The sequence below is a fragment of the Flavobacterium sp. 140616W15 genome, from assembly GCF_003668995.1.
GTDB lineage: Bacteria > Bacteroidota > Bacteroidia > Flavobacteriales > Flavobacteriaceae > Flavobacterium.
Genome location: NZ_CP033068.1, coordinates 136595 through 160167 on the forward strand (window position 1 = coordinate 136595; position 23573 = coordinate 160167).

Annotated in this window: 23 protein-coding genes; 15 read left to right on the top strand and 8 right to left on the bottom strand. The window is 32.9% G+C overall.

Features of this window, described 5'->3' with window-relative positions:
- Positions 1-19 precede the first annotated feature (19 nt).
- Positions 20-640 carry a DUF4230 domain-containing protein gene (locus tag EAG11_RS00600; protein WP_129537413.1) on the top strand — a complete coding sequence of 207 codons (621 nt, stop codon included), beginning with the start codon at positions 20-22 and terminating at the stop codon, positions 638-640.
- A gap of 220 nt (positions 641-860) precedes the next feature.
- On the opposite strand, the gene EAG11_RS00605 is transcribed toward EAG11_RS00600, so the two are convergent.
- From EAG11_RS00605 to EAG11_RS21605, 6 genes are all read right to left on the bottom strand, one after another.
- The gene (locus tag EAG11_RS00605) at positions 861-2618 is read right to left on the bottom strand and encodes an aromatic amino acid hydroxylase (RefSeq protein ID WP_129537414.1); all 1758 of its coding nucleotides are present in this window, start codon (positions 2616-2618) and stop codon (positions 861-863) included.
- 59 nt (positions 2619-2677) lie between these two features.
- Entirely contained in the window at positions 2678-3067 is a 390-nt protein-coding gene (locus EAG11_RS00610) for a group III truncated hemoglobin (RefSeq protein ID WP_129537415.1), read from the bottom strand.
- 195 nt (positions 3068-3262) lie between these two features.
- Positions 3263-4507, bottom strand: coding sequence for a threonine ammonia-lyase IlvA (gene ilvA / locus EAG11_RS00615; RefSeq protein ID WP_129537416.1), 1245 nt, complete (start codon positions 4505-4507; stop codon positions 3263-3265).
- A gap of 209 nt (positions 4508-4716) precedes the next feature.
- Complete coding sequence (locus EAG11_RS00620; protein ID WP_129537417.1) at positions 4717-5262, bottom strand: DUF4136 domain-containing protein; 546 nt, start codon at positions 5260-5262, stop codon at positions 4717-4719.
- A 34-nt stretch (positions 5263-5296) separates the two neighbouring features.
- Positions 5297-7273: a urocanate hydratase gene (locus EAG11_RS00625; protein ID WP_129537418.1), complete on the bottom strand. Its 1977-nt coding sequence runs from the start codon at positions 7271-7273 to the stop codon at positions 5297-5299.
- A gap of 623 nt (positions 7274-7896) precedes the next feature.
- On the bottom strand, positions 7897-8073 hold the full coding sequence (locus tag EAG11_RS21605; RefSeq protein ID WP_164998635.1) for a DUF5522 domain-containing protein: 177 nt from the start codon (positions 8071-8073) through the stop codon (positions 7897-7899).
- A gap of 116 nt (positions 8074-8189) precedes the next feature.
- Here EAG11_RS21605 and EAG11_RS00630 point away from each other — a divergent pair, with 116 nt between their 5' ends.
- The 4 genes from EAG11_RS00630 to hemL are packed head-to-tail and all read left to right on the top strand — an operon-like array spanning position 8190 to position 11624.
- On the top strand, positions 8190-8525 hold the full coding sequence (locus tag EAG11_RS00630) for a hypothetical protein (protein ID WP_129537419.1): 336 nt from the start codon (positions 8190-8192) through the stop codon (positions 8523-8525).
- A gap of 9 nt (positions 8526-8534) precedes the next feature.
- Positions 8535-9431 carry a 1-aminocyclopropane-1-carboxylate deaminase/D-cysteine desulfhydrase gene (locus tag EAG11_RS00635; RefSeq protein WP_129537420.1) on the top strand — a complete coding sequence of 299 codons (897 nt, stop codon included), beginning with the start codon at positions 8535-8537 and terminating at the stop codon, positions 9429-9431.
- Positions 9424-10299: a glucosaminidase domain-containing protein gene (locus EAG11_RS00640; protein ID WP_129537421.1), complete on the top strand. Its 876-nt coding sequence runs from the start codon at positions 9424-9426 to the stop codon at positions 10297-10299. The genes EAG11_RS00635 and EAG11_RS00640 overlap by 8 nt, the downstream gene beginning before the upstream one ends.
- Positions 10300-10337: 38 nt before the next feature.
- Positions 10338-11624: a glutamate-1-semialdehyde 2,1-aminomutase gene (hemL, locus tag EAG11_RS00645; protein ID WP_129537422.1), complete on the top strand. Its 1287-nt coding sequence runs from the start codon at positions 10338-10340 to the stop codon at positions 11622-11624.
- 148 nt (positions 11625-11772) lie between these two features.
- Here the strand turns inward: hemL and EAG11_RS00650 are convergent, their stop codons facing one another.
- On the bottom strand, positions 11773-12204 hold the full coding sequence (locus tag EAG11_RS00650; RefSeq protein WP_129537423.1) for a hypothetical protein: 432 nt from the start codon (positions 12202-12204) through the stop codon (positions 11773-11775).
- A 134-nt stretch (positions 12205-12338) separates the two neighbouring features.
- Here EAG11_RS00650 and EAG11_RS00655 point away from each other — a divergent pair, with 134 nt between their 5' ends.
- From EAG11_RS00655 to EAG11_RS00700, 10 genes are all read left to right on the top strand, one after another.
- Positions 12339-12704, top strand: coding sequence for a hypothetical protein (locus tag EAG11_RS00655; protein ID WP_230604918.1), 366 nt, complete (start codon positions 12339-12341; stop codon positions 12702-12704).
- 111 nt (positions 12705-12815) lie between these two features.
- Positions 12816-13616 (top strand): MbnP family protein, encoded by an 801-nt coding sequence (locus EAG11_RS00660; RefSeq protein ID WP_129537424.1) that lies wholly within the window; start codon positions 12816-12818, stop codon positions 13614-13616.
- Between the two features lie 153 nt (positions 13617-13769).
- The gene (locus EAG11_RS00665; RefSeq protein ID WP_129537425.1) at positions 13770-14807 is read left to right on the top strand and encodes a cytochrome-c peroxidase; all 1038 of its coding nucleotides are present in this window, start codon (positions 13770-13772) and stop codon (positions 14805-14807) included.
- Positions 14808-15027: 220 nt separating this feature from the next.
- The gene (locus tag EAG11_RS00670; RefSeq protein WP_129537426.1) at positions 15028-15987 is read left to right on the top strand and encodes a transporter; all 960 of its coding nucleotides are present in this window, start codon (positions 15028-15030) and stop codon (positions 15985-15987) included.
- An 80-nt stretch (positions 15988-16067) separates the two neighbouring features.
- On the top strand, positions 16068-16463 hold the full coding sequence (locus tag EAG11_RS00675) for a hypothetical protein (protein ID WP_129537427.1): 396 nt from the start codon (positions 16068-16070) through the stop codon (positions 16461-16463).
- A gap of 229 nt (positions 16464-16692) precedes the next feature.
- A complete protein-coding gene (locus tag EAG11_RS00680) occupies positions 16693-17559 on the top strand; it encodes a DUF4274 domain-containing protein (protein ID WP_164998636.1) in 867 nt (288 codons plus the stop codon).
- Between the two features lie 38 nt (positions 17560-17597).
- Entirely contained in the window at positions 17598-17843 is a 246-nt protein-coding gene (locus EAG11_RS00685; protein WP_129537429.1) for a hypothetical protein, read from the top strand.
- Between the two features lie 135 nt (positions 17844-17978).
- Positions 17979-18911 (top strand): glycerophosphodiester phosphodiesterase family protein, encoded by a 933-nt coding sequence (locus EAG11_RS00690; protein WP_129537430.1) that lies wholly within the window; start codon positions 17979-17981, stop codon positions 18909-18911.
- Between the two features lie 111 nt (positions 18912-19022).
- Entirely contained in the window at positions 19023-20048 is a 1026-nt protein-coding gene (locus EAG11_RS00695; RefSeq protein WP_305775263.1) for a 2-hydroxyacid dehydrogenase, read from the top strand.
- 70 nt (positions 20049-20118) lie between these two features.
- Positions 20119-20724 carry a hypothetical protein gene (locus EAG11_RS00700; RefSeq protein ID WP_129537431.1) on the top strand — a complete coding sequence of 202 codons (606 nt, stop codon included), beginning with the start codon at positions 20119-20121 and terminating at the stop codon, positions 20722-20724.
- A gap of 276 nt (positions 20725-21000) precedes the next feature.
- Here EAG11_RS00700 and lysS read toward each other — a convergent pair whose 3' ends face one another.
- Entirely contained in the window at positions 21001-22701 is a 1701-nt protein-coding gene (lysS, locus tag EAG11_RS00705; protein ID WP_129537432.1) for a lysine--tRNA ligase, read from the bottom strand.
- Positions 22702-23573: the final 872 nt, after the last annotated feature.

Below are 23573 nucleotides of genomic sequence, written 5' to 3' on the forward strand. Positions count from 1 at the left end.
TCATCATTAAAACATAATTATGTTGAGAAGAATTTTAATAGGAATTGTAATTATAGTCGGAATCGTTCTTGCATTTAAGTATTGTGAATTCAAGAAAGATGATTCAACGAGTTTGGATTATAACACCAATTTAATACAGCAACAAATTGTAAACGTTGGGAAGCTGATAGTTACCGAAGGACATTTCTCTGAAGTAGTAACCTATAAAAACTCAAATAAGTACTTGCTGGATATGATTTCTTTTGAAAAGAAAGCGTTGATTGTAGTAAATGCGAATGTTACAGTAGCCTACGATTTACATAAAATGAAGTATGAAATTGATGAAAAAAATAAGGTTATAAAAATCGTATCAATTCCAAAAGAGGAAATTACTATCAACCCAGATATTCAATATTATAATGTTGAGCAAAGTCAATTAAACGCATTTACGGGAGATGATTATAATAAAATAAACAAATCAGTTAAGGCGAATTTGGCAAAGAAAATAGAAAAATCATCGCTTAAAACAAATGCGCAAAATCGACTGATTAGCGAGTTATCTAAGATTTTAATCCTGACAAATTCAATGGGATGGAAACTGCAATACGATGGTAAAACAATTCAAAACGAAACAGAGCTTAGTAACGATTTGAAGTTATAGAAATCTAAGTGAAAGATTCAAAGTGACAAAGGCACAAAGTTTTTCTTTTAGTCTTGTCATGATGAGCGGAGTCGAAGCATTACATTGTTAACGCCCTTCGACTACGAAGAAAAAGATAAGATTGTGGTCAATATCACACAGATTTTGCAATCAGAATATTTATGTAATCTTTGTCAAAGTTTTGAACTTTGACAAAGATCTCCTTTATAAAAGTTTCTTTCTAACACTTTTCCTTATCAAAAATCAAGTCCAGACCGCCTGAAATTAAATGGGCCACTTCTGGTCTTTTTGTTTTTAAATTTTCAAGATGTGCGAGTACTTCCTGTAGCAATTGAGGTTGATTGCTGTTCTTTAAAAGTTCTGTAATCTCTACAGATAACAACCAGTCATTAGGATGATTTGTCTTTACTTTTTTAAAGATAGAAGTCAATAATGTTTCATGAGAATTGGTTTCTCTTATAGATCTAACTTGTTGGTATAATTCTTCTAGCTCATCACGTTCCTTAGAATGTTTGGCTTTGATTGTTTTTGTTTTTGGAACTGAATTGATGAGGTCAAAACTATTAACATCGGCTGGTCCGGAAAAAGCAGAAACTACTTTTTTGCCAATTGCCATATCATAATTACCCCACTCTGGTTTAAACAAAATAGTGTCTCGGTGAGTTACAGTGCAATTTTTAAAGCTGATTAAAATAATCTCACCATGTAAGTTTCTAGAACCAGTAATGATTTCTCCTTTTACAATAATTCCGCCTTCAAATTCTAATTTTACAGTTTCATTTTCAACTATTTTGTAGGCATTTAAATCCATCGGGCTCATATCTTCGATAGCCAAATTAAAGCCTTTTAATTTTCCGATAGGGCTACCAAAACCTTCAGGATGCGTTAGTGTTCCGTGCCCAACTAATTCTTTTTCACGGTAAGATAAAGCTGTTTTTCCTGTTGTTTGTATGTAAATAGGCTTTCCATCAGCTTCTATAACATTGGTAAAAACGCCAGAAACTTGTAAACCAGTGCTTAGTTCAATCGTTCCTAAAGCATTCGAATTAATTAATTTTTGAATACCAGAAATCCCACCTGTACGCAATGCCATTTTATTAGCAAATTCTTCAAGAATAAGACTTAAATAGGCAAAAGTAGGTGTAACGTATAGTTGAGGTTGTAATTTTGTAATATCAAAACTCTGATTTGCTGCCGAGATATCATATGGAATTTTGGTAACATTATCAGTCATGCACCAAGCGCTTTCGCCAATTGATGATAATAAACCAGCACCATAAATCTTAGGATCTTCGATAGTTCCAATTAAGCCATATTCAACAGTCCACCAATGTAAGTTTCTAATTTGTGCCATTTCTGACAATTCTCCCATATTATTTTGTAAATCTTCAACCGCTTTTTCTGCTTGATCAATATCCGCTTGTGGAGTTCCTTCAGCTTCTTTTAAGATCGAAAGCAATCGAATAGCTTCATACATTTGGTAATCTTTGTGTGAAGAGATAGCTTTACAACCAATTTCACCAAAGCGGCGTAAGTATTCAGCATATTCAGGATTAGCAATAATAGGAGCATGCCCAGCACCTTCGTGAATAATATCGGGTGCAGGTGTATATTCGATATGCTCGAGCTGACGAATATCAGAAGCGATTACCAAAACATTATAAGCCTGAAATTCCATAAAGGCATTTGGTGGAATAAAACCATCAACTGCTACAGCAGCCCAACCAATTTCAGTTAGAATTCTGTTCATCCCGTACATGCTCGGAATGTTATTAATTTCGATTCCAGTTTTTTTCAATCCATCTAGATAGGAATGATGCGCTACTTTAGATAAATAATCTACATTTTTGCGCATCACATACCTCCAAACCGCTTGATTAATGGGAGTATAATCACTATAATCTTGAGGTTTAATAAATTGCTTTAAATGATTAGGCAATCGATCTAATAAAGGATTTGTTTCAATAGTTGGGTTCATTTCGAAATCGTTGTAGTTCTTTTGCGAAATTACAAATTTAAAGAACTATTTTTAGTTTTTTATTTAGATGTTTTTTTTAAATCTCTAAAATATTCAATTTTATAGAGGAACATAGAGGCCATATTTACACCACGCATCTTGGCCTCTTCGGCAAGAATACCTATAAAAAGACTGTCTACTGTTTTTGTGAAAATTTCAATCCATCTGTTAAAATGGGATTGGTCTACAGGCAAATGTTTGTGTGGTGGAAATGGACTTCCAGAATAGCTATGTTGTTCTAACAAGATAGTTTGCCAAAATTTATACATTGTTTCTAAATGTTCTGGCCATCTTCCTTGGATCCTTTCATTGAATATTGGTCCAATAAGGTCGTCTTTTTGAACTTTGGCATAAAAAGTATTGACTAATAATTTTATGTCTTCGATTGTTGTTATGTCTAAAATTACCATATTTTTATGTAAAAAGATTATATGCAAAAATACAACTTAATGCAGGGTTTTTCTCTTTAGTTTAGTTAAATGAATCTAAAAAAATGTATGAATAAAGTTATAATTTGTCATTTTTGATGCATTGATTAGTTAACGGGTTACAAAATCGAATATTTTTTTTATACCAACATATTTCAGAACGATACAAATGGTATTTTATCCAATAAGTTGTGTGTATAAATCCTGATTTTCATTGAGGTATTGAAACTCAAATCCCTTGGTTATCATATTACTTTTAATATTTTTGATATCTTTTTTGTTTTTTAGTTCTAATCCAACTACTACTGAACCTACTTCTCTGCTATTTTTCTTTGCAAATTGAAAATAAGTAATATCATCATTAGGTCCTAAAATATCATTTACAAATTCTTTAAGTGCACCTGGACGTTGCGGAAACTGAATCATGAAATAATGCATCAATCCTTCGTAAAGGAGGGAGCGTTCTTTTATTTCGGCAGTTCGCTCAATATCGTTATTACTTCCGCTTACTACGCAAACAATTGTTTTGCCTTTTATTTTTTCTTTATAGAAATCCAATGCAGCTATTGTAAGCGCTCCTGCTGGTTCTACAACCATAGCTTCTTCATTATACAATCTCAAAATAGTAGTACAGACTTTACCTTCTGGTACAAGAATTATATCGTCTAAATTCTTGCGACATATATCAAAGGTCATGTTCCCGACTTGTTTTACTGCAGCGCCATCTACAAATTTATCAATCGTTTTTAAAGCGGTGTTTTTTCCATCGATGATAGATGTTTTCATTGATGGGGCTCCTTTTGGTTCTACACCAATAATTTTAGTATCTGGGCTTAGATGTTTAAAAACTTCTGAAAGTCCCGATGCTAATCCGCCACCGCCTATAGGAACAAAAACATAATCTATAGGTTCTTTATACGATTCCAAAATTTCAAGCCCTACGGTGCCTTGCCCTGCAATAACTTTTAAATCATCAAAAGGATGAATGAATATTCTATTACTCATTGTAGCATCTTCTGTTGCAGAAGCGTATGCATCATCAAAAGTATCTCCAGTAAGAACAATTTCTACAAAAGACTTTCCAAATAATTGTACTTGTTTTACTTTTTGCTTTGGGGTAGTTTTAGGCATGTAAATCTTGCCTTTAATTTGTAGTAAATTACAAGAGTAAGCAACACCTTGTGCATGATTTCCAGCGCTTGCGCATACAATACCTTTTGTTTTTTCTGTATCATTAAGAGAAGAAATTTTATTGTAAGCACCTCTAATTTTATAAGAACGTACAATTTGCAGGTCTTCTCTTTTTAATAAGACAGTTGCCTTAAATTCGTCTGAAAGATTGAGGTTTTGTGTGAGTGGAGTAGCGGCAACTACTTTGCTTAGTTGTTCTTTGGCTGTAATTACTTCGTTAAATAGCATCATGTGTTTTGGTTGTTTTTTAAAATAAAAAAACCTCCCGATTTGGGAGGTTCTAATAAATTGTATTTTGTTTACTTATTTATATAACACCTCGCCACTATTGTTGAATTACAATAATGTTAATAGCGATAATAATGTTATTTAAATTTGTCATTGTTTATTATTTGAAAAAAACAAATGTATTAATTATTTGATAAGAACACGAAAAAAGATTATTTTTTTGCAAGATTTGGAGGATACTGCGCTAGTATTTTGCCCACAAACTCAGCAACTACTTTGTCTTTTTTGTCAGGTCCTTGGTTGGTTAAATAACCAACTCCTTCACCTTGCCAAATCATTTCTTTTTTCTTAGCATCGATAAAATCGATGTATAAAGTTCCTTGGGTAGATGTTGATACAGAAGTTTGATTTCCCATCATTAGGTAAGGATTCCATCCATAACCCCATCCGTAACCCCATCCAGCGTTAAACTGGTTTACATTTACTTCCTCTCTTGCTTTAGTAAAAATGTTTATTAATAAATCTGGGTTATCACTTTTAGTAAAACCTTTTGCTGCCATTTGTTCATCGATAGCACGTAAAATTCTTCTTTTATCTAAATCAGAAATTTCAACTTTATCGATACCAGGTTTGAAATAAGCATATGTTTTATACTTTGTAAAATCAACAGATTTATCATAATCGGAGTATACACTAATACTACTACAAGAAGTTAGAACTAGAAGTAATAGAATTGGTAAAATAAATAATTTTTTCATGTTTAGATAGTTTTTAAGTTATACCGACTTTGATTTAAAATAATGTTTCGTCAACTATATTAGGGATGGTCACTTTCAATAAAGGTTGCGTGTGCATCGCTCTTTTTATTGCAAAAATTGCTTCATCATTACGCGCCCAACTTCTTCTTGAAATACCATTGTTAACATCCCAAAAAAGCATTGACGCTAAGCGTCTAGATGCCTCTTTAGTTCCATCAAGAATCATACCAAAACCACCATTTATAACCTCTCCCCAGCCTACGCCACCACCATTATGGATAGAGACCCATGTTGCGCCTCTAAAGCTGTCACCAATGACATTTTGTATCGCCATATCAGCAGTATATCTTGATCCGTCATAAATGTTTGATGTTTCTCTGTATGGAGAATCAGTTCCTGAAACATCATGATGATCACGACCTAAAACTACGGCTCCAATTTCTCCTTTTGCAATTGCTTGGTTAAAAGCTTCAGCTATTTTGATTCGACCTTCGGCATCAGCATATAAAATACGTGCTTGTGATCCTACAACTAATTTATTTTCTTGAGCTCCTTTTATCCATTTGATGTTATCCTGCATTTGTTGTTGAATTTCATCAGGTGCAGTTTTTGCCATTTCTTCTAAAACTTGTGATGCAATGGTATCTGTTTTTTGTAAATCTTCTGGTTTTCCAGACGTACAAACCCATCTAAAAGGGCCAAACCCATAATCAAAACACATTGGTCCCATGATGTCCTGAACATAACTCGGGTATTTAAAATCGATATTGTTTTCAGCCATTACTTGCGCACCAGCACGAGAAGCTTCTAGTAAAAAAGCATTTCCGTAATCAAAGAAATAAGTTCCTTTGGCAGTATGTTTGTTTATGGCATCTGCATGTCGACGTAATGTTTCCTGTACTTTTTCTTTAAATAGATCAGGATTGTTTGCCATCATTTCATTTGCTGCTTCAAAGGTTATTCCGACAGGATAATACCCTCCAGCCCAAGGATTGTGTAATGAAGTTTGGTCTGAACCTAAATCAATTTTGATGTTTTCCTGGTCGAATTTTTCCCAAACATCAACCACGTTTCCTAGGTATGCAATAGAAACTACTTCTTTATTGGCTTTTGCCAAAGCAACTCTTTTTACTAATTGGTCAAGATCTTCTACAATCTCATTGATCCAACCTTGTTCGTGGCGGATTTTAGTAATTTTGGGATTCACTTCAGCACAAACGGTGATGCAGCCTGCAATATTTCCTGCTTTAGGTTGTGCACCGCTCATTCCTCCTAATCCTGAAGTAACAAATAAGTTTCCTTCTGGATTTAATTTTATTTTTCTGAAACCATTTAAAACTGTAATTGTTGTTCCATGTACGATTCCTTGTGGTCCAATGTACATATAACTACCTGCTGTCATTTGCCCATATTGAGAAACTCCAAGCGCATTCATTTTTTCCCAATCGTCAGGTTTTGAGTAATTCGGGATTACCATTCCGTTAGTCACAACTACGCGTGGTGCTTCAGCATGTGAAGGAAAAAGCCCCATCGGATGACCAGAATACATAGTAAGCGTTTGCTCATTTGTCATTTCAGATAAATACTGCATAGTAAGTAAATACTGTGCCCAGTTTTGAAAAACAGCACCATTACCGCCATAAGTAATTAATTCATGTGGATGTTGTGCAACAGCATAATCCAGATTGTTCTGAATCATTAGCATAATTCCTTTTGCTTGTTCTGATTTTCCAGGATATTCGCTAATTGGTCTGGCGTATATTCTGTAATCTGGGCGAAAACGGTACATGTAGATACGGCCGTATTGTTCTAATTCTTCTGAAAACTCAGTAATTAATTCAGCATGATGTTGCGGTTCAAAATAGCGTAATGCATTTTTTAATGCCAATTTTTTTTCTTCAGCCGAAAGAATTGCTTTTCGTTTTGGAGCGTGATTTATAGCTAAATCGTATATTTTTTTTGGAGGTAATATTGATGGGATTCCTTGTTGAATTTGTTCTTGGAAAGTCATTTTTTAAAGGTGCTAAGTTGTTAAGATTCTATGTTGCTAAGGTATTTTAGCTAGATTAACAACGGATTAATTTTTTTGTTCTTCAGATTATTGTCGATCTGTTGGGGCTCAAATACTAATCGATAAATTTTATTTCTATAAAATATTGTAATCCTAACGAATTTATTTTTTCAGCCTTGTTAAAGGCGTAATATTAATAGAAAACAACACGATCAGTTGGTAAAAGCCCATAGGAGCGAAATACTATCAATGCAAATTCAATCTGAAATAATTATCTCATTTTCAAATTGACTCATTGGCACATTTTCTAATTAAAAGCTAAGGATACCGGATATCCGACCTATGATAGGATTTGTGGATAGTAATCCTATATTTTTGTGAACAGATATCCATATTTTTATATTTAAAGGTTCAAGAATTTAAATGTTGGAAAAGTCAATTAAAAAGAATTATCTTATTTTTTTATTGAGATATTTCCTAATTATCCTATTTTAAAGATTCGGAAATTTAAAGATTTAAAAACTTGTTTCAAAATAATTTTAGATTTCTTATGATTTTGACTTTTAGGATAATCTAAAAATAGCATTATCTAATTTTGAAATCGGTACATTTTTAAAATAATCTTATTTTTTTATCTCTCCAGTTTTCTTATCATATCCATAGGGACAATGGCGACAGCCACTTTTGCAACAATAACCTCTTTTTAAATGGTGTTTTTCTGTAAAACATTTATATCCTTCGGGGGTATAATAAAAATCTTCGCCCTCAATTAATTTATTTTCCTTATTTTGTTCATTCATAATCCTGAATTTGGCAAAAAGCTATTTTTATCTTTAATTTTAAGTAAATTCGGTTGATTATGTTTTTCTTTGTGTAGAAGTAATTTACTAGTACAAATTTATAATTTTTACAGCGAATGTTTTTGATTATTGCTAAATATTTAATTCCGAAAGGATATCGCGGAATGGCTGTATTTCCTTTTGTGGTTATGAAATATCCTTCGGATAAAAAAAATGAAGTTTTTATTAATCATGAAAAAATACATTTACGCCAACAGATAGAATTATTGATATTACCTTTTTTTCTTTGGTATTTAATTGAATATGTAGTGCGGTTATTTCAATATAAAAATGCTGATTTGGCTTATCATAATATTAGTTTTGAAAGAGAAGCATATCAAAATGAAGCTAATATGAATTATTTAAAAAACAGGCCTTTTTTTCGGTTTGTACAGTATTTAAATTACAAATAAAATAAAATTTTGAATCAAAAAATCTATACTATTTTTCCAAACAATATTTCACTTACAATCAAAAGAGAAGACTTGATTCATCCTTTTATTTCAGGGAATAAGTATCGGAAATTAAAATATAATTTACTTCAGGCGAAAGCCGAAAATCAAGAAACGCTACTCACTTTTGGTGGTGCTTTTTCTAATCATATTGCAGCTGTGGCTTATGCAGGAAAAGAAAGCGGATTTAAGACCATTGGGATTATTCGCGGAGACGAACTTATTGATAAAATAGAAGGAAATCCCACTTTAAAATTTGTTCAGGAAAATGGAATGCAATTAGAATTTGTTACTAGAGAGGATTACCGACTTAAAAACGAAATAGATTTTCTTGATAAGCTGAAACAACAATTTGGAGCGTTTTATCTAGTGCCCGAAGGAGGAACAAATGCACTAGCAGTTAGAGGTTGTGAGGAGATTTTAACCCCTGAAGATGCCGAGTTTAATTATGTATGTTGTGCAGTAGGAACTGGCGGAACTATTTCAGGAATTAGCAATAGTGCGTTACCAAATCAAAAAGTTTTAGGGTTTCCAGCGTTAAAAGGGGATTTTTTACAAGATGAAATTCGTATTTTTGCAAAGAAACATAATTGGGAACTGATTACTGACTACCATTTTGGTGGTTATGGCAAAGTCAATTTTGAGCTAATTGCCTTTATTAATCAGTTTTTTGATGAAAATCATATCCCTTTGGATCCAATTTATACAGGAAAGATGGTTTTTGGCGTTATAGATTTAATTAAGAAAAACTATTTTCCTGCAAATTCTAAAATTTTATTGATTCATACAGGAGGATTACAAGGAATAAAAGGAATGAATATAAAGCTGATGAATAAAAACGTACCAATAATAAAAAGCAATGTTTAAAAAAACACTCTTACTCTTACTAACGATAACGCTAATAGGTTGTAATGCAAGCAAACCTGCTATTGTAACAACCCAAAAGAAAGCTACTAATCAGAAACACAAGGTAGCAATAAACACAAAGAAAAAGCCTACTTATACCAAGCCATCACCAAATAGTAAAACAGAGGTTATTGAGTCAACCTCAAAAACAGTTGTTACTAATAACCTAATTGGGGATTATATTTCTCAGTATAAGGAGATTGCAATGGGGAATATGAAAAACTACGGAATTCCTGCAAGTATTATTTTGGCACAAGGAATTTTAGAATCAGGTGCAGGAAGAGGAGATTTGGCACTTTCATCAAATAATCATTTCGGAATAAAATGTCATAAGGATTGGGTAGGCGAGAGTGTTCGTCATGATGATGATTCATTGCAGGAATGTTTTAGAAAATACAAAGACCCATCAGAATCGTTTCGTGATCATGCTTTGTTTTTGACTGGAAAGAAACGATATGCTGCATTGTTTACTTATGAAAAAGGAGATTATAAAGCTTGGGCAAAAGGATTAAGAGCTGCAGGATATGCAACTGATCCTAGATATCCTGAAAAATTAATCAGCTATATTGAGCGTTATGAATTGCATCAATATGATAATCAGGCTATGGGTAAAGACTACGTTGTAGTTGAAAAAACAACTACAGTTGTTGTTCCAAGAACTCCTAATGCAGCAAATAATATAAATAACCTTGCTTCGTACGAAGTTCAGAAAGGAGATACATTGTATTCTATTTCAAAAAAATTCAACGTACTTGTTGATGATTTAAAGCAAAAAAACAATCTTGTCGATAATACCCTTTCTATCGGACAACGGTTAATTGTAAAGTAAAATTCCAATAAAGATAAAAGTCAAAAGATAAAATTAAAATGATATATCAAAGAAGTAGTCAGCTTTTTGCTGAAGCAGAAAAAGTAATTCCGGGTGGTGTAAATTCACCTGTAAGAGCATTTAAAGCAGTAGGAGGAACTCCAATTTTTGTAAAAAGTGCACAAGGAGCCTATTTATTTGACGAAGACGGAAATAAATTGATAGATTACATCAATTCGTGGGGGCCAATGGTTTTAGGTCATGCCTATGCTCCAGTTGTTGATGCTGTAATTGAAAAAGCAAAATTAGGCACATCTTTTGGAATGCCTACAGAATTGGAAACACAAATTGCAGCTTTAGCAGTTTCGATGGTTCCAAATATTGATAAAATCCGTTTTGTAAATTCAGGTACAGAGGCTTGTATGAGCGCAATACGTTTGGCAAGAGGGTTTACAAAGAGAGATAAAATTGTAAAATTTGCAGGTTGTTACCACGGACATTCTGATTCGTTCTTGATTCAAGCGGGAAGTGGAGCTGTGACTTTTGGTAGCCCAAATAGCCCTGGAGTTACTGAGGGAACAGCAAAAGATACTTTACTGGCAAAATATAATGATTTAGAAAATGTAGCGACATTAATTGCAGCGAATAAAGAAGAAATTGCTGCAATTATTATTGAGCCTGTTGCAGGAAATATGGGTTGTATTCCGCCAAATAAAGGATTCTTAGAAGGCTTGCGTCAATTGTGTACAGAAAACGGAATTTTATTAATCTTTGATGAGGTTATGACCGGTTTTAGACTAGCGCGTGGTGGAGTTCAAGAATTATTTAATATTAAAGCTGATATTGTAACTTTTGGAAAAGTAATAGGTGGTGGTTTGCCAGTAGGAGCATTTGCTGCTCGTGCAGAAATCATGAATTATCTAGCTCCAATAGGACCAGTTTATCAAGCAGGAACATTATCAGGTAATCCGTTGGCAATGGCAGCAGGATTAGCAATGTTACAAGCTTTGGATAATGACCGTGCGATCTTTACTCGTTTAGAGGAGAAAACGGCTTACCTAGAGGCTGGAATTGATAGAGTTCTTAAAGCTAATAATGTAGTTTTTACGATTAATAGAGTGGGTTCTATGATTTCGGTACATTTTGATGGTGCTCCAGTAACTGATTTTAAAAGTGCTGCTAATGGAGATAACGAAACGTTCAAGAAATTCTTCCACGGATTATTGAATGAAGGTGTTTACATTGCTCCTTCGGCATATGAAACATGGTTTATTACAGATGCATTGACATACGAAGATTTAGATTTTACAATTCAAGCAATTGATAAAGTTTCTAAAACTTTTTAGTTTTAAGATCTCACAATAAATAAAATATTTAAGGTTTAACTTTTTAATTAAAGTTGAGCCTTTTTTATTTTATGGATAAAATGATTCAGGTGAAAATAAAAAAGTCGGAAGAAAACTCTTCCGACCATGACTAGTACAAAGTCTCTTTTTATTTATTTCTTCTTTCCTTCATTTTGTCTTTCATTTTCTCCTTGTTTTCTTCTCTCATTGCAGTCCATTTTTTGTATTGATCTGCATTTAAAATTGATTTCATCTGCGCTTCAGTTGCAGTTTTTTCATCCATTATTTCTTTTTTAAGAGCCGCTTTCTCTTCGGCAGTTGGTTTTACGTTACTGTCTTTTCTGGCTTTACGCATTTCCATGTGTTTTTGTGCTTTGGCACTTTTGTCAGCTAGTAACTTTCCAATCTGAGCTTGTTGGTTGGCATCTAAATTTAATTCGGTAGTTAGTTTTTTTAAATGTTTTTCATTTCGTTGTTCAGGAGTCAACCTTTCTCTTTGTTGTTTAGTAGGTTGAGTCGCGTCTTGAGCAAAGCTTACCATTCCAACGAACAATAGAGCAGCGATAAATAATTTTTTCATGATTTGTTTGTTTTAAAAGGTTATTGGTATTAGACAATTATAAAATAAATAGGTTTAATGCACTTTTTTTAATTATAATTTATTTAACAGGTGATAAAATAAATTTTGTTTCTTAAATTCGCATCGTGAAAAAAATGGTCTTCATATTGATTCTAGCTATTTTTCTAAAACCTGTATTTCCGGTTATAGAGTATATTGTCAATTATGATTATATTTCGACTGTACTTTGCGAGAATAAAGCGCAACCTGTTATGCAATGTAATGGAAAGTGTCATTTAATGAAAGAATTGGCCAAAGCTGCCGATGCCGAAAAACCTTCTTCATCTGATAAAAAACACACTCTTCTGGATAAAGTCGATTTAATGTTTGAATCTACAAATGCATTTGCATTACAATTTTATCCAAACAATACTAAATCACAAATTAATGCGACTTACGCTAATTTGTATTCGCATCTTAATGCTGATTTGTTTTTTCATCCGCCTGCACGTATTTCTTAAATTTTAATTAAAAACACTTTTGTGTCTTGCTATTTCATTTGATTGTTGTCATTTGAGGTAAGCCTATGCACATACTATTTTAAATATCTATTAAGAATATACAACTCAAAAATGAAAAAAATATTATATAAAGCAGTAGCTATTTTAGCTATAACTGTTGCTGTATCAGCATGTTCAAGTGATAATAACGAAGAAGTTTCTGGAACGGGTAAAATCGGATTAAAATTTGACAACTCATTTGGGTCCAATGATTTAATTTTGGAAACACAAGGGAATAAAACTTCTAATAATGAGGTATTAAAAATCACCAACGTTAAATACATCGTAAGTAATGTTGTTTTAACTAAAAGTGACGGAACGTTGTTTACATACCCAAAGGCAAAAAGTTACTTTATTGCTGACGAAGCTAGTGATGCTGGTTACAAATTTATATTAACAGATATTCCTGCTGGAGATTACGTAAAAGTAAAATTTGGAATAGGAGTAGATAAAGAACAATGGCAATTAGGTGCTTCTGGGCAAGGCGATTTTCTTGCGCAAGCTCAGGCGGCAGGAATGTTATGGAACTGGACTGCCGGATATAAATTTCTTGCTTTCGAGGGTAATTTTACTTCAGAAACAGTGACAGCTCCGCTTCCTTTTATGATTCATACAGGACAAACAGGAACCGATTATAATTATACAGAAGTAACATTAGATTTCCCAACTAAAGCTTTGGTGAGAACCAATATTCAGCCAGATGTACATATTATAACCGATTTATCTAAAATTCTTGACGGACCAAATAAAATCAAACTTTCAGATTACAATAAGGGCGGAATGGGCGCTATGATTATGGGTGGAGCAGCTTTGCCTTTAATTACTGTCAATGTAGCAACAATGTTTAGAGTAGATCACGTACACAACGATTAATTTCATTTTTAGGAGCACAAAAGTTGTTTTTCATTAGGAACTCTTGTCCCGCTTTTTGCTATATCTTTTTTATTTTGAAAAAAAATTAAAAAGGATGTCGCGGCAATCGGGGCTAGAAATGAGCTTTTGTGCTTCTTTTAAAATTTAGAAACCATGAGAATAAAATATTTTCTTTGGGTCATGATTCCGTTGTTATATAGTTGTAGTGATCAGGATGATGAATATATAAATGTGCCTTTAGACTTTAAAGTGCCTTCTAATTTCCCAGCTTTAACTTATGATATAACTGCAAATCCACCAACTGTAAAAGGATTTGAACTTGGTAAAAAACTTTTTTATGATGGGCGATTGGCTTCTGATGGAATTGTTTCCTGTGGTTTTTGTCATATACAGGAAAACGCATTTACACATCATGGGCACACAGTGAGTCACGGTGTAGGGGATGCCCTAGGAATTCGAAATGCACCACCGATACAAAATCTGGCTTATCAAGCAACGTTTATGTACGATGGTGTAACGAATCATTTAGACTTGCAGCCTATAATTCCATTAACGAGTGAAATCGAAATGAATGGTAATTTAAATGCTATTCTAGAAATGATGCGAGGTGATAAAACCTATCGGACTTTGTTTGGACAAGCTTTTACTGATGGTGCAATTACTACTGAGAATATGTTAAAAGCACTTTCGCAATTTATGGTAATGGTAACCTCTTCTAATTCGCGCTTTGATAAATTCCGTCGTAATGAAACAGGAGGAACGCTTACAGCCGATGAATTGGCAGGATATGCATTGTTTAATTCTAAATGTGCTTCATGTCATGCAACTGATTTAATGACCGATGATTCGTTTCGAAACAATGGTTTGGCAGTAAACCCTAAAGTAAACGATGTGGGACGTTATAAGGTTACTGAACAGGCTAGTGATTATTATAAGTTTAAAGTACAGAGTTTAAGAAATGTAGAAGTTTCTGCTCCTTATATGCATGATGGGCGATTTGGAACACTAGAAGCCGTTTTGGATCATTATGCTAGCGGAATTGAGGCTTCGCCAACTTTAGACCCGATCCTGAGGCAGAATGGAATGCTGGGTATCCAACTTTCGGAAATGGATAAAAAACAGCTAATCGCTTTCTTAAAAACATTAACCGATCGTCAATTTCTAACAGATAGACGATTCTCGGAGTTTTAAGATTTTCCTAATAGGGTTTTTGAAACCTGTTAGAATATAATATAACAAAAATTGGAGTTTTAGCCCCGATTGTAGTGTAAAGCCTTTTTGAGTAAAGCCCTTATTTTTTCTTGGGTTTACAAAGTGACCAGCGGAAACTTTGTAAACGTATAGAAAAATGGGATTTTAAGAAAAGCTTGTAACGAAAAGCGGGTTGGGAGCTCCTAAAAAAAATAATAAAATGAAAAAAATAATAGTTTTAAGTTTGGTTTTAGTTTGCAATTTTACTTTTGCTACAACGGTAAAAGATAGTATTTCGAGCTTTACATTTCAGCGTTTGGCAATGATGGAAGACTTTGATTGCGATGCTTGTGGCTGTTCTGCAAGTGGTGGAAGCATGGGTTTTAGCTCGATGTTAAATACTAATTTTGTTGGAATACGTTATTTCAACCAAAGTTATACGAGCCGCGATGGTATTTTTGCTAATTCTCCCTGGATAGATGAAAATTTTAATACGGTTCAGGCTTGGGCAAGAATTCCTGTTAGTAAGAGAGTTCAGATTTCGGCATTGGTTCCGTATCATTTTCATAGCCGTGAATTAACCACAGGAACTGAGAGTATTTCGGGATTAGGAGATATTTCGGTAATGGCGCTTTATACTGTGTTTGAAACGCAAAAAGACAGTACTGTTTTTACACATAAAGTTGAATTTGGTGGTGGTGTAAAAATGCCAACAGGGAAATTTAATGAGGCGAATAATGCAGGGAGTGTAAACAAAAGTTTCCAGTTAGGAACAGGAAGTTGGGACTATTTGCTAGTTTCTGAATATGTAATTAAGAGAAAGAATCTGGGGCTGAATACTATGTTGAACTACGTTATAAAAACCGAAAATGAACAGAAATACCAATATGGGAACCAGTTTAATTATTCAGGAACATTCTTTTATTTATTTGATTTGCCATCTGTGCAATTAGTTCCTCAATTGGGTTTTGCCGGTGAAGTTTATGCTACAAACAGACAACACGGATTAGACTTGCCAAATACAGCGGGAGATATTCTTTTTGGGAAATTTGGATTAGAGGTTGGGAAAGATAAATTTTCGGTTGGTGTAAATGGAATGCTTCCTATAAACCAAAACTTGTCTAGTGGCGCTATGGAGGCTAATTATCGTTGGAGTATAAATCTGAATTATACACTGTAGCTGGATTCATAATCTTTGAGATTTATTAAGTTTGCTTTGTAAGATTTATATGTTAATTTCACGATGTTTTATTTGTAGATATGAAATTAAGAAAAATAACTATCGAGGATGAGGTTTATCTATATGTGATGAAGGGAAATATCGATTTTTCTTCTCAAGAGAGCACATTGTCATTAAAAATATTTCTAAGCGATTATAAGCAAACCCCATTGTTCGTTAATTTTGTAACCTGGGATGATCCAATAATTGGTCATCCTTTGAATTTTGGATTTCCTCTTTTTAAACTATTAACTGGCGAAAAAGAGGTTGTTAATCTGAATAGACCTAAATATGTTAGAGAATGTATTTTATATGGTTTGGAAAAAGGATGGAATGGGAAAAATAAATTGGAACCACTTGATGGATTAGAAATATTAAGTAATCTGGGTTACGATGTTTCTATTTTAACCATTAAAAAAGAGGATAGCACTAAATAAGACTAAATAAGAGAAGACTTCTATATCAATACGTTTAAAAACTTGTGGATATGGGAGTTTTTTTATGCGTGATGGTTAAGGGAAATTATACGCTATTATGATGGTTTGTAAGAATAGGTTTTTAAATTTGTGATGCGATTGAGCAAATTAAAATAGATAGAAGTAAAGAGAAAGAATGGAGTTAAATAAGAAAAGTAAAAATAGGGTTCTTAAAGCTGTTAATAGTGAAATGTCTTATAAGAAATTAACTGCTTCCGAGTTACATCAGTTCGTTCAGCATTGGAATTATGATGATGGTATTGAGCCTTTTAATTGGATCGTAAAGCAAAAGATTTGTGATAAAGGCACCGCTCTTTGTTTGTATTGGTTTCTTCAGCCCGATTATTTTTGCAAGTTTAAAAATGAAGACGAAATAAAAGAGGATGTAAATTATGAAACGTATAAGTTAATAAAAGAAATTGAGCAGCGATACTGTAACAGTTTTTATGAGGATGAGAATTTCTCTTTCAATCCTAAAGATGAATTTTTGGATGAAAATTCTAATACGAGATGTATTCCTAAAGAAATGCTTGAGAAATCAGCAGGAACTATTTTTGAACGACAGGATATTGAATTTGCTTTTTTAAGAAAGCCAAATGAAAAAGAATTAAAAGCGATTGATGCTAAAATAAAAGATGCTATAAAAACGATTCAAGGTTCAAATTCTGATTTTATTTATGGTGAAACCGATATTGCAATTCAAGCAATAATAGAAAGTATTGAGTACTGGAAAGGAAAAGAATTAGGAAAAATAAAAATTAATAACCTGTCTTATTTATGGATGGATTGTGTGCACAAACAGCACAATTGGGATTGGATTATCTGGGATTGGGAAACAGGAAAGAATGTAGGTGTAACAAACGCTACAAAAGAACTGACTTGCCTAGCTGATACAATTATAAATCATACAATAGATGGATTTATGCCAAGTTTAATAATTGCCGATTTATATAAAGATCTAGAAGAAGTAACTAATTTTTATGATTTAAAAAGAGATCCTTATAGCGGTATTGGATTGTTATTTAGTACCGATCATATGAGTTTTAGAGATTTATAAGTAGTGTTTTTATTTGTGGATTCAAAAGAAAGAAATATATGGAATCAATTATTGCGAAGAGAATAAAGAAAGCTTTTTTAACTGAGTTTCCATCAGAATCACTAAGACAACTTGCAATCGATTTGAATAAAGATGGGATTAGTAAGGAAAGTATCTTAAAAGAATTTTATGAGTTTGATGCTTTTTTGATAGAGGAGCGTAGGGATAGTGAAGTTGATATTCTTGAGGATGTAATAGAGATGATGGCAGGTTATTATGTAGGTAGGAATTTAGATTTGAAATAATCAGATGCAAGTATTTTGCCTAGAGGGTAAATAATAAAGGAAAATACAGTTGAAGTTTATAGTAATTTCGCTTTTAATAGCGTCTTACATAGTTGGAATTGCTTAATTTTGCAGTCCAATTTTAATAAAAATAATATGTTTCAGAGTAAAAATTTGTGGTTTGTAGTTTTGGTTTCGTTCATTTTTAATTTTGGTTTTGCCCAAGAAAATGAATATTTATTAAAGTTTAAAACCGCTAAAGAACTGCAAAAGTTTTTAAAATATTCTAAAAAAACTATTCCATTGGTAAGTGCACATAGAGGTGGTCCAACAGTTGGGTTTCCTGAAAATTGTACACAAACATTTGCTAATGCAATAAAGTATAATCCAACAATTGTAGAGACAGATATTGCTTTTAGTAAGGATTCAGTTTTAGTAATGATGCATGATAATACGCTAGACAGAACAACAACTGGAACAGGTGTAATCGAAGGATATACTTATAAAGAATTACAACAGCTTTTCTTAAAAGATACAGAAGGAAAAGTAACTCCATATAAAATTGAAACTTTAGACGAAATTTTGCAATGGGGTAAAGACAAAGTAATCTATAATTTGGATATTAAAAAAGGAGTTCCAATGCAAATGATTGTTGATGCAGTAAGAAGAAATAAAGCAGAGGCTTATTCTGTAATTATTACTTATAACGCAACACAAGCTGCTGAGGCTGCTAAATTGGCACCAGATTTAATGATTTCGGTTTCGGCAAGAGGAAAAGAAGATATAGAACGTATGGAAGCATTAGGCGTTAAAGCCAATAAAATGATTGCATTTGTAGGTACTAAAGAACCAAAACCAGAAGTATATGAGTATTTACACAGTCGTAAAATTTCTTGTATTCTTGGAACAATGGGGAATCTTGACAAAAGTGCTGCCGCTAAAGGTGATGAATTGTATTACAATCTGGTTGCTAATGGAGCCGATGTGCTTTCGACAGATCGTAACGTAGAAGCGGGTAAGCAACTAATGAAATATGCAACAGATAAAAAATTAAAGTCAAAACATATTGTGGTTAAGAAAACTAAATAAAAAAAAAGAGCTTCAATTTTGAAGCTTTTTTTTTGCTGCCTGTAAAATTACTTTGCGATTAATTACTTAATTTTAATGAATAAAGAATTCTAATTTTAAAGATAGCACCATATGGATTTAGATCGAGTAGCAGGCATGAATAAAATAACATTTTTCTCGGCTCAGCCATATGATAAAACTTTTTTTAATAAGCATAATTGTGAGTTCGGATTTGATCTGGAGTTTTTTGAAACACAGCTTAATAAGCATACCGTAAATTTAATTCAGAGTTCAAATATTATCTGTGTTTTTGTAAATGATATAGTTGATGAAGCAGTAATTAAACAGCTAGCAGAAAAAGGGGTAAAGATAATTGCTTTGCGTTGTGCGGGTTTTAATAATGTTAATCTTGAAGTTGCAAAGAAATACGGAATTCATGTATGCAGAGTTCCTGCGTATTCTCCCGAAGCTGTTGCCGAGCATGCAATGGCAATGATCCTTACTCTTAATCGTAAAACGCATAAAGCCTATAACAGAGTTCGTGAGCAGAATTTCTCTCTAAATGGATTGTTAGGATTTGATTTGAATGGTAAAACAATAGGCATAATTGGTACAGGTAATATAGGTAAAGCTTTCTCTAAAATTGTAAAAGGTTTTGGGTGTAAAATTCTTGCTTATGATATTGTCGCCAATCCCGAAATGGAAAAAGATGGTGTTGTGTTTACCGATTTGCAAACTGTTTTTAAAGAAAGTGATATTATCTCATTACATTGTCCGTTAAACGAAAAAACAAAACATATCATAAATAAAGATTCATTGATACACATGAAAAATAATGTGATGATTATTAATACTAGTCGTGGTGCATTAATAGAAACGGGAAGTGTTATCGAAGCACTTAAAGAAGGTAAAGTAGGGTATTTGGGTATTGATGTGTATGAACAAGAGGAGAAGTTATTTTTTAGAGATCTTTCTGAAGATATTATAAAAGATGATGCCATTCAGCGATTAATGAGTTTTCCTAATGTGTTAGTTACGGCACATCAGGCTTTCTTTACCAGTGAAGCATTGACACAAATTGTACTAGTAACGTATAATAATATCAAAGAATTATTGATAAAAAAAGATATTGAAAATAAATTGGCTTTGTTAGTATAAAGCAGATTTACTTGTATGTAGCAATAATTTATTTTTGTAATTTTAAGACTTTTAAAAAAAATATGAAATCATGAGAAAGACAATTCTTCTAGGCTTAGTATTAATTAGTTTGTATTCTTGCCGCGAAAAAGAAACTTCAATCGATGGGGTAAAAGATATTGATTCAACTACAATGGAGGCCAATACTCAAAGCGACTCAATAATAGCAAATGATAATTTATCAGGGATAGATGAAAAAATAGTTGATTTAATTCGCAAACAACTAACTACAGTATTGTTGAAAAACGATTTGGCAGCAATGACAAAAGAAGATCGCTTTTTTTACTACGATGCTTTTGATTTAAATAATGACGGAAAAGACGAGTATATTGTTGGTTTCTCTAGCCCTTATTTTTGTGGTACGGGAGGCTGTTCAGGCTTTATTTTAAAAAATGACGGAAGTTTATTGAATAATTTTACAGTAACCGATTTTCCTTTTTTTGTTGGCCCTAATACTTCCGAGAAATTTCAGGATCTTATAGTAAGCAGTAAAGGAGTTTTATATAATGTAAAAATGAAAAATGGCAAATATCCTTCTAATCCATCAGTTCAGGAAAAATGGAAAGGGGAAGTTCCAGAAGAATCTCCTTCAATTCTGGATATAGATAATAAAAAATTTCAGAAGATTTCCTTTTAAGGATTTAGAAGATTAAAAAAATAACCCCGACAGATTTTAAAATCTGTCGGGGTTATTTTTTGTATTAAATAGAGAATAATTAAACGATTTGTTTAATTATTTCGATAGCCATTCTAGATCTTCTTTGCTTTTATATAGAATATCTTGTTCATCTTCTGTTAATTTGTAGATACTCATATTGCAATAGTTTTGATTAATAAAAGGGTGCAAAAAATCAATAAAAAACCCGATAGATTTTAAAATCTATCGGGTTTGTATTTTATGATAAATAGTGAATTACTCAACCAATTCGACAAATTTAAATTCGCCTTCAACTGCAACTTTAGTCAAACCGTGTTTTGACAAATTTTTCATTGCAGCATCCCATTTTTTACCGCTTAAATTAGCTGTAACTTTTAGTTGTGCAAGATCCATTTTGTTTTCGTTTTCTTTAAGGAAGTGTATAATTGCTTTCTCCTCATCAGATAATTCAATAGATTGTTTTTTCTCTGGACGCATTTGTGGGAACAATAATACTTCTTGGATAGAGGCATTATTGGTTAAGTACATAATCAAACGATCCATTCCGATACCCATACCAGATGTTGGAGGCATACCGTATTCTAGTGCTCTTAAGAAATCTTCGTCGATAATACCATTAGCTTCATCATCACCTTTTTCAGACAAACGCATTTGATCTTCAAAACGCTCACGTTGGTCAATTGGGTCATTCAATTCAGAATAGGCATTTGCTATTTCTTTACCACAAACCATTAATTCAAAACGTTCTGTAAGTTCTGGATTATCACGGTGCTCTTTACATAAAGGAGACATTTCTTTAGGGTAATCTGTGATGAAAGTTGGCTGAATGTAGTTTCCTTCGCATTTTGCTCCGAAAATTTCATCAATTAGTTTTCCTTTCCCCATTGTTTTGTCAACTTCAATTCCCATTCCTCTTGCAGCATCAAACAACTCTTCTTCTGTTTTACCAGAAATGTCAAAACCTGTAAAATGTTTGATAGAATCTGTCATTGTAACACGAGCATAAGGTGCTTTAAAGTTAATTTGGTGTTCACCAAAAGTAACTTCGCTAGTACCGTTTACTGCAATAGCACAATGCTCAAGTAAACCTTCAGCAAATTCCATCATCCAGTTGTAGTCTTTGTAGGCTACATATATTTCCATCGCGGTAAATTCAGGATTATGCGTTCTGTCCATTCCTTCATTTCTAAAGTTTTTAGAGAACTCATAAACACCTTCAAAACCACCAACAATTAATCTTTTTAGATACAATTCGTTTGCAATACGCATGTATAGCGGAATGTCAAGCGAATTATGATGCGTGATAAAAGGTCTTGCCGAAGCTCCACCTGCAATTGATTGCAAAATAGGAGTCTCCACTTCAAGGTAACCTGCATCATTAAAATAGTTACGCATAGCGCTAAACAATTTCGTACGCTTAATGAATGTTTCTTTAACGTGTTGATTAACCGTTAAATCCACATAACGCATTCTGTAACGTAATTCAGCATCATTAAATGCATCGTGTACATTTCCGTCTTCGTCTACTTTAGGTAAAGGAAGCGGACGCAATGTTTTACTTAAGAAAGTAAAACCGCTTACACGAATACATTTTGCTCCAACCTGAGTCGTAAACAATTCTCCTTCGATACCAATAAAATCACCTAAATCAGTTAATTTTTTAAATACCTGATTGTATAACGTTTTATCATCTCTTTCACACAAAACATCACGATTAACATATAATTGAATACGTCCTTCGCTATCTTGTAATTCAGCAAAACAAGCTTTTCCCTGATCTCTAACACTCATCAAACGTCCAGCAACAATAACCTTCTTACCTTCTTCAAAAGACTCCTTAATTTGCTTCGAAGTATGATTTACAGGAAAAAGATTAGCAGGATAAGGATTGATTCCTAAGTTGCGTAAGTTTTGAAGTTTTTCTCTTCGGATGATTTCTTGTTCAGATAAGGCCATTATATACTGTTTTTTAAGTGTGCAAAGATAGTCAAATTTGAAAAAGTGGCAATTTCAAAATTTGAAAATAATTTTAGTTTTTTTAGAAGCAGAAATATTTCGGTTTTAGATAGCGTTTTTGAGAGAGAAGGAGGGGATGTGAAAAGAGAAAAGAGAAAAGAGAAAAGTGAAATGTAAGATGTGAAAAGTGATTTGTTGTTAGTTTCAAGTTTCAAGTGAAAAATCTGCCAAATCTCCTAAATCTGGTGCTAAAAAAATCATTAATTAGCCACTAATCATTTTTAAACTTCAGGTTAAAAAACTGCGGCTTGGCGAGAGAATTATCAGACGATGTAGTTCTTGTTGTTTCAGGTTTCAGGTTTCAGGTTTCAGGTTTCAAGTTTCAAGTTTCAAGTTTCAAGTGAAAAATCTGCCAAATCTCCTAAATCTGCGCGCTAAAAAAATCATTAATTAGCCACTAATCATTTTTAAACTTCAGGTTAAAAAACTGTGGCTTGGCGAGAGAATTACCAGACGATGTAGTTCTTGTTGTTTCAGGTTTCAAGTTTCAAGTTTCAAGTGAAAAATCTGCCAAATCTCCTAAATCTGCGTGCTAAAAAACTCATTAATTAGCAACTAATTATTTTTAAACTTCAGGTTAAAAAACTACGGCTTGGCGAGAGAATTACCAAACAATGTGGTTCTTGTTGTTTCAGGTTTCAAGTTAAAAAACTTTGCGTTCCTTGCGTATCTAGATAGCTATTGGCATTGCGAACTTTGCGGTTAAGCTTCATGTTTCAAGTTAAAATAGTGCTAGTGTTTTCTCTGAGAAACTTCGTAGGATAACTTTTTTAGAACAAAACTTCAGTACATTAGCAACTCAGATTCTAAGC

Bases quoted from the DNA above. Each gene is read 5' to 3' on its own strand.
- EAG11_RS00600 (WP_129537413.1), top strand. From the start codon at position 20: ATGTTGAGAAGAATTTTAATAGGAATTGTAATTATAGTCGGAATCGTT.
- EAG11_RS00605 (WP_129537414.1), bottom strand. From the start codon at position 2,618: ATGAACCCAACTATTGAAACAAATCCTTTATTAGATCGATTGCCTAAT.
- EAG11_RS00610 (WP_129537415.1), bottom strand. From the start codon at position 3,067: ATGGTAATTTTAGACATAACAACAATCGAAGACATAAAATTATTAGTC.
- ilvA (WP_129537416.1), bottom strand. From the start codon at position 4,507: ATGATGCTATTTAACGAAGTAATTACAGCCAAAGAACAACTAAGCAAA.
- EAG11_RS00620 (WP_129537417.1), bottom strand. From the start codon at position 5,262: ATGAAAAAATTATTTATTTTACCAATTCTATTACTTCTAGTTCTAACT.
- EAG11_RS00625 (WP_129537418.1), bottom strand. From the start codon at position 7,273: ATGACTTTCCAAGAACAAATTCAACAAGGAATCCCATCAATATTACCT.
- EAG11_RS21605 (WP_164998635.1), bottom strand. From the start codon at position 8,073: ATGAATGAACAAAATAAGGAAAATAAATTAATTGAGGGCGAAGATTTT.
- EAG11_RS00630 (WP_129537419.1), top strand. From the start codon at position 8,190: ATGTTTTTGATTATTGCTAAATATTTAATTCCGAAAGGATATCGCGGA.
- EAG11_RS00640 (WP_129537421.1), top strand. From the start codon at position 9,424: ATGTTTAAAAAAACACTCTTACTCTTACTAACGATAACGCTAATAGGT.
- hemL (WP_129537422.1), top strand. From the start codon at position 10,338: ATGATATATCAAAGAAGTAGTCAGCTTTTTGCTGAAGCAGAAAAAGTA.
- EAG11_RS00650 (WP_129537423.1), bottom strand. From the start codon at position 12,204: ATGAAAAAATTATTTATCGCTGCTCTATTGTTCGTTGGAATGGTAAGC.
- EAG11_RS00655 (WP_230604918.1), top strand. From the start codon at position 12,339: ATGGTCTTCATATTGATTCTAGCTATTTTTCTAAAACCTGTATTTCCG.
- EAG11_RS00660 (WP_129537424.1), top strand. From the start codon at position 12,816: ATGAAAAAAATATTATATAAAGCAGTAGCTATTTTAGCTATAACTGTT.
- EAG11_RS00665 (WP_129537425.1), top strand. From the start codon at position 13,770: ATGAGAATAAAATATTTTCTTTGGGTCATGATTCCGTTGTTATATAGT.
- EAG11_RS00670 (WP_129537426.1), top strand. From the start codon at position 15,028: ATGAAAAAAATAATAGTTTTAAGTTTGGTTTTAGTTTGCAATTTTACT.
- EAG11_RS00675 (WP_129537427.1), top strand. From the start codon at position 16,068: ATGAAATTAAGAAAAATAACTATCGAGGATGAGGTTTATCTATATGTG.
- EAG11_RS00680 (WP_164998636.1), top strand. From the start codon at position 16,693: ATGTCTTATAAGAAATTAACTGCTTCCGAGTTACATCAGTTCGTTCAG.
- EAG11_RS00685 (WP_129537429.1), top strand. From the start codon at position 17,598: ATGGAATCAATTATTGCGAAGAGAATAAAGAAAGCTTTTTTAACTGAG.
- EAG11_RS00690 (WP_129537430.1), top strand. From the start codon at position 17,979: ATGTTTCAGAGTAAAAATTTGTGGTTTGTAGTTTTGGTTTCGTTCATT.
- EAG11_RS00695 (WP_305775263.1), top strand. From the start codon at position 19,023: ATGGATTTAGATCGAGTAGCAGGCATGAATAAAATAACATTTTTCTCG.
- EAG11_RS00700 (WP_129537431.1), top strand. From the start codon at position 20,119: ATGAGAAAGACAATTCTTCTAGGCTTAGTATTAATTAGTTTGTATTCT.
- lysS (WP_129537432.1), bottom strand. From the start codon at position 22,701: ATGGCCTTATCTGAACAAGAAATCATCCGAAGAGAAAAACTTCAAAAC.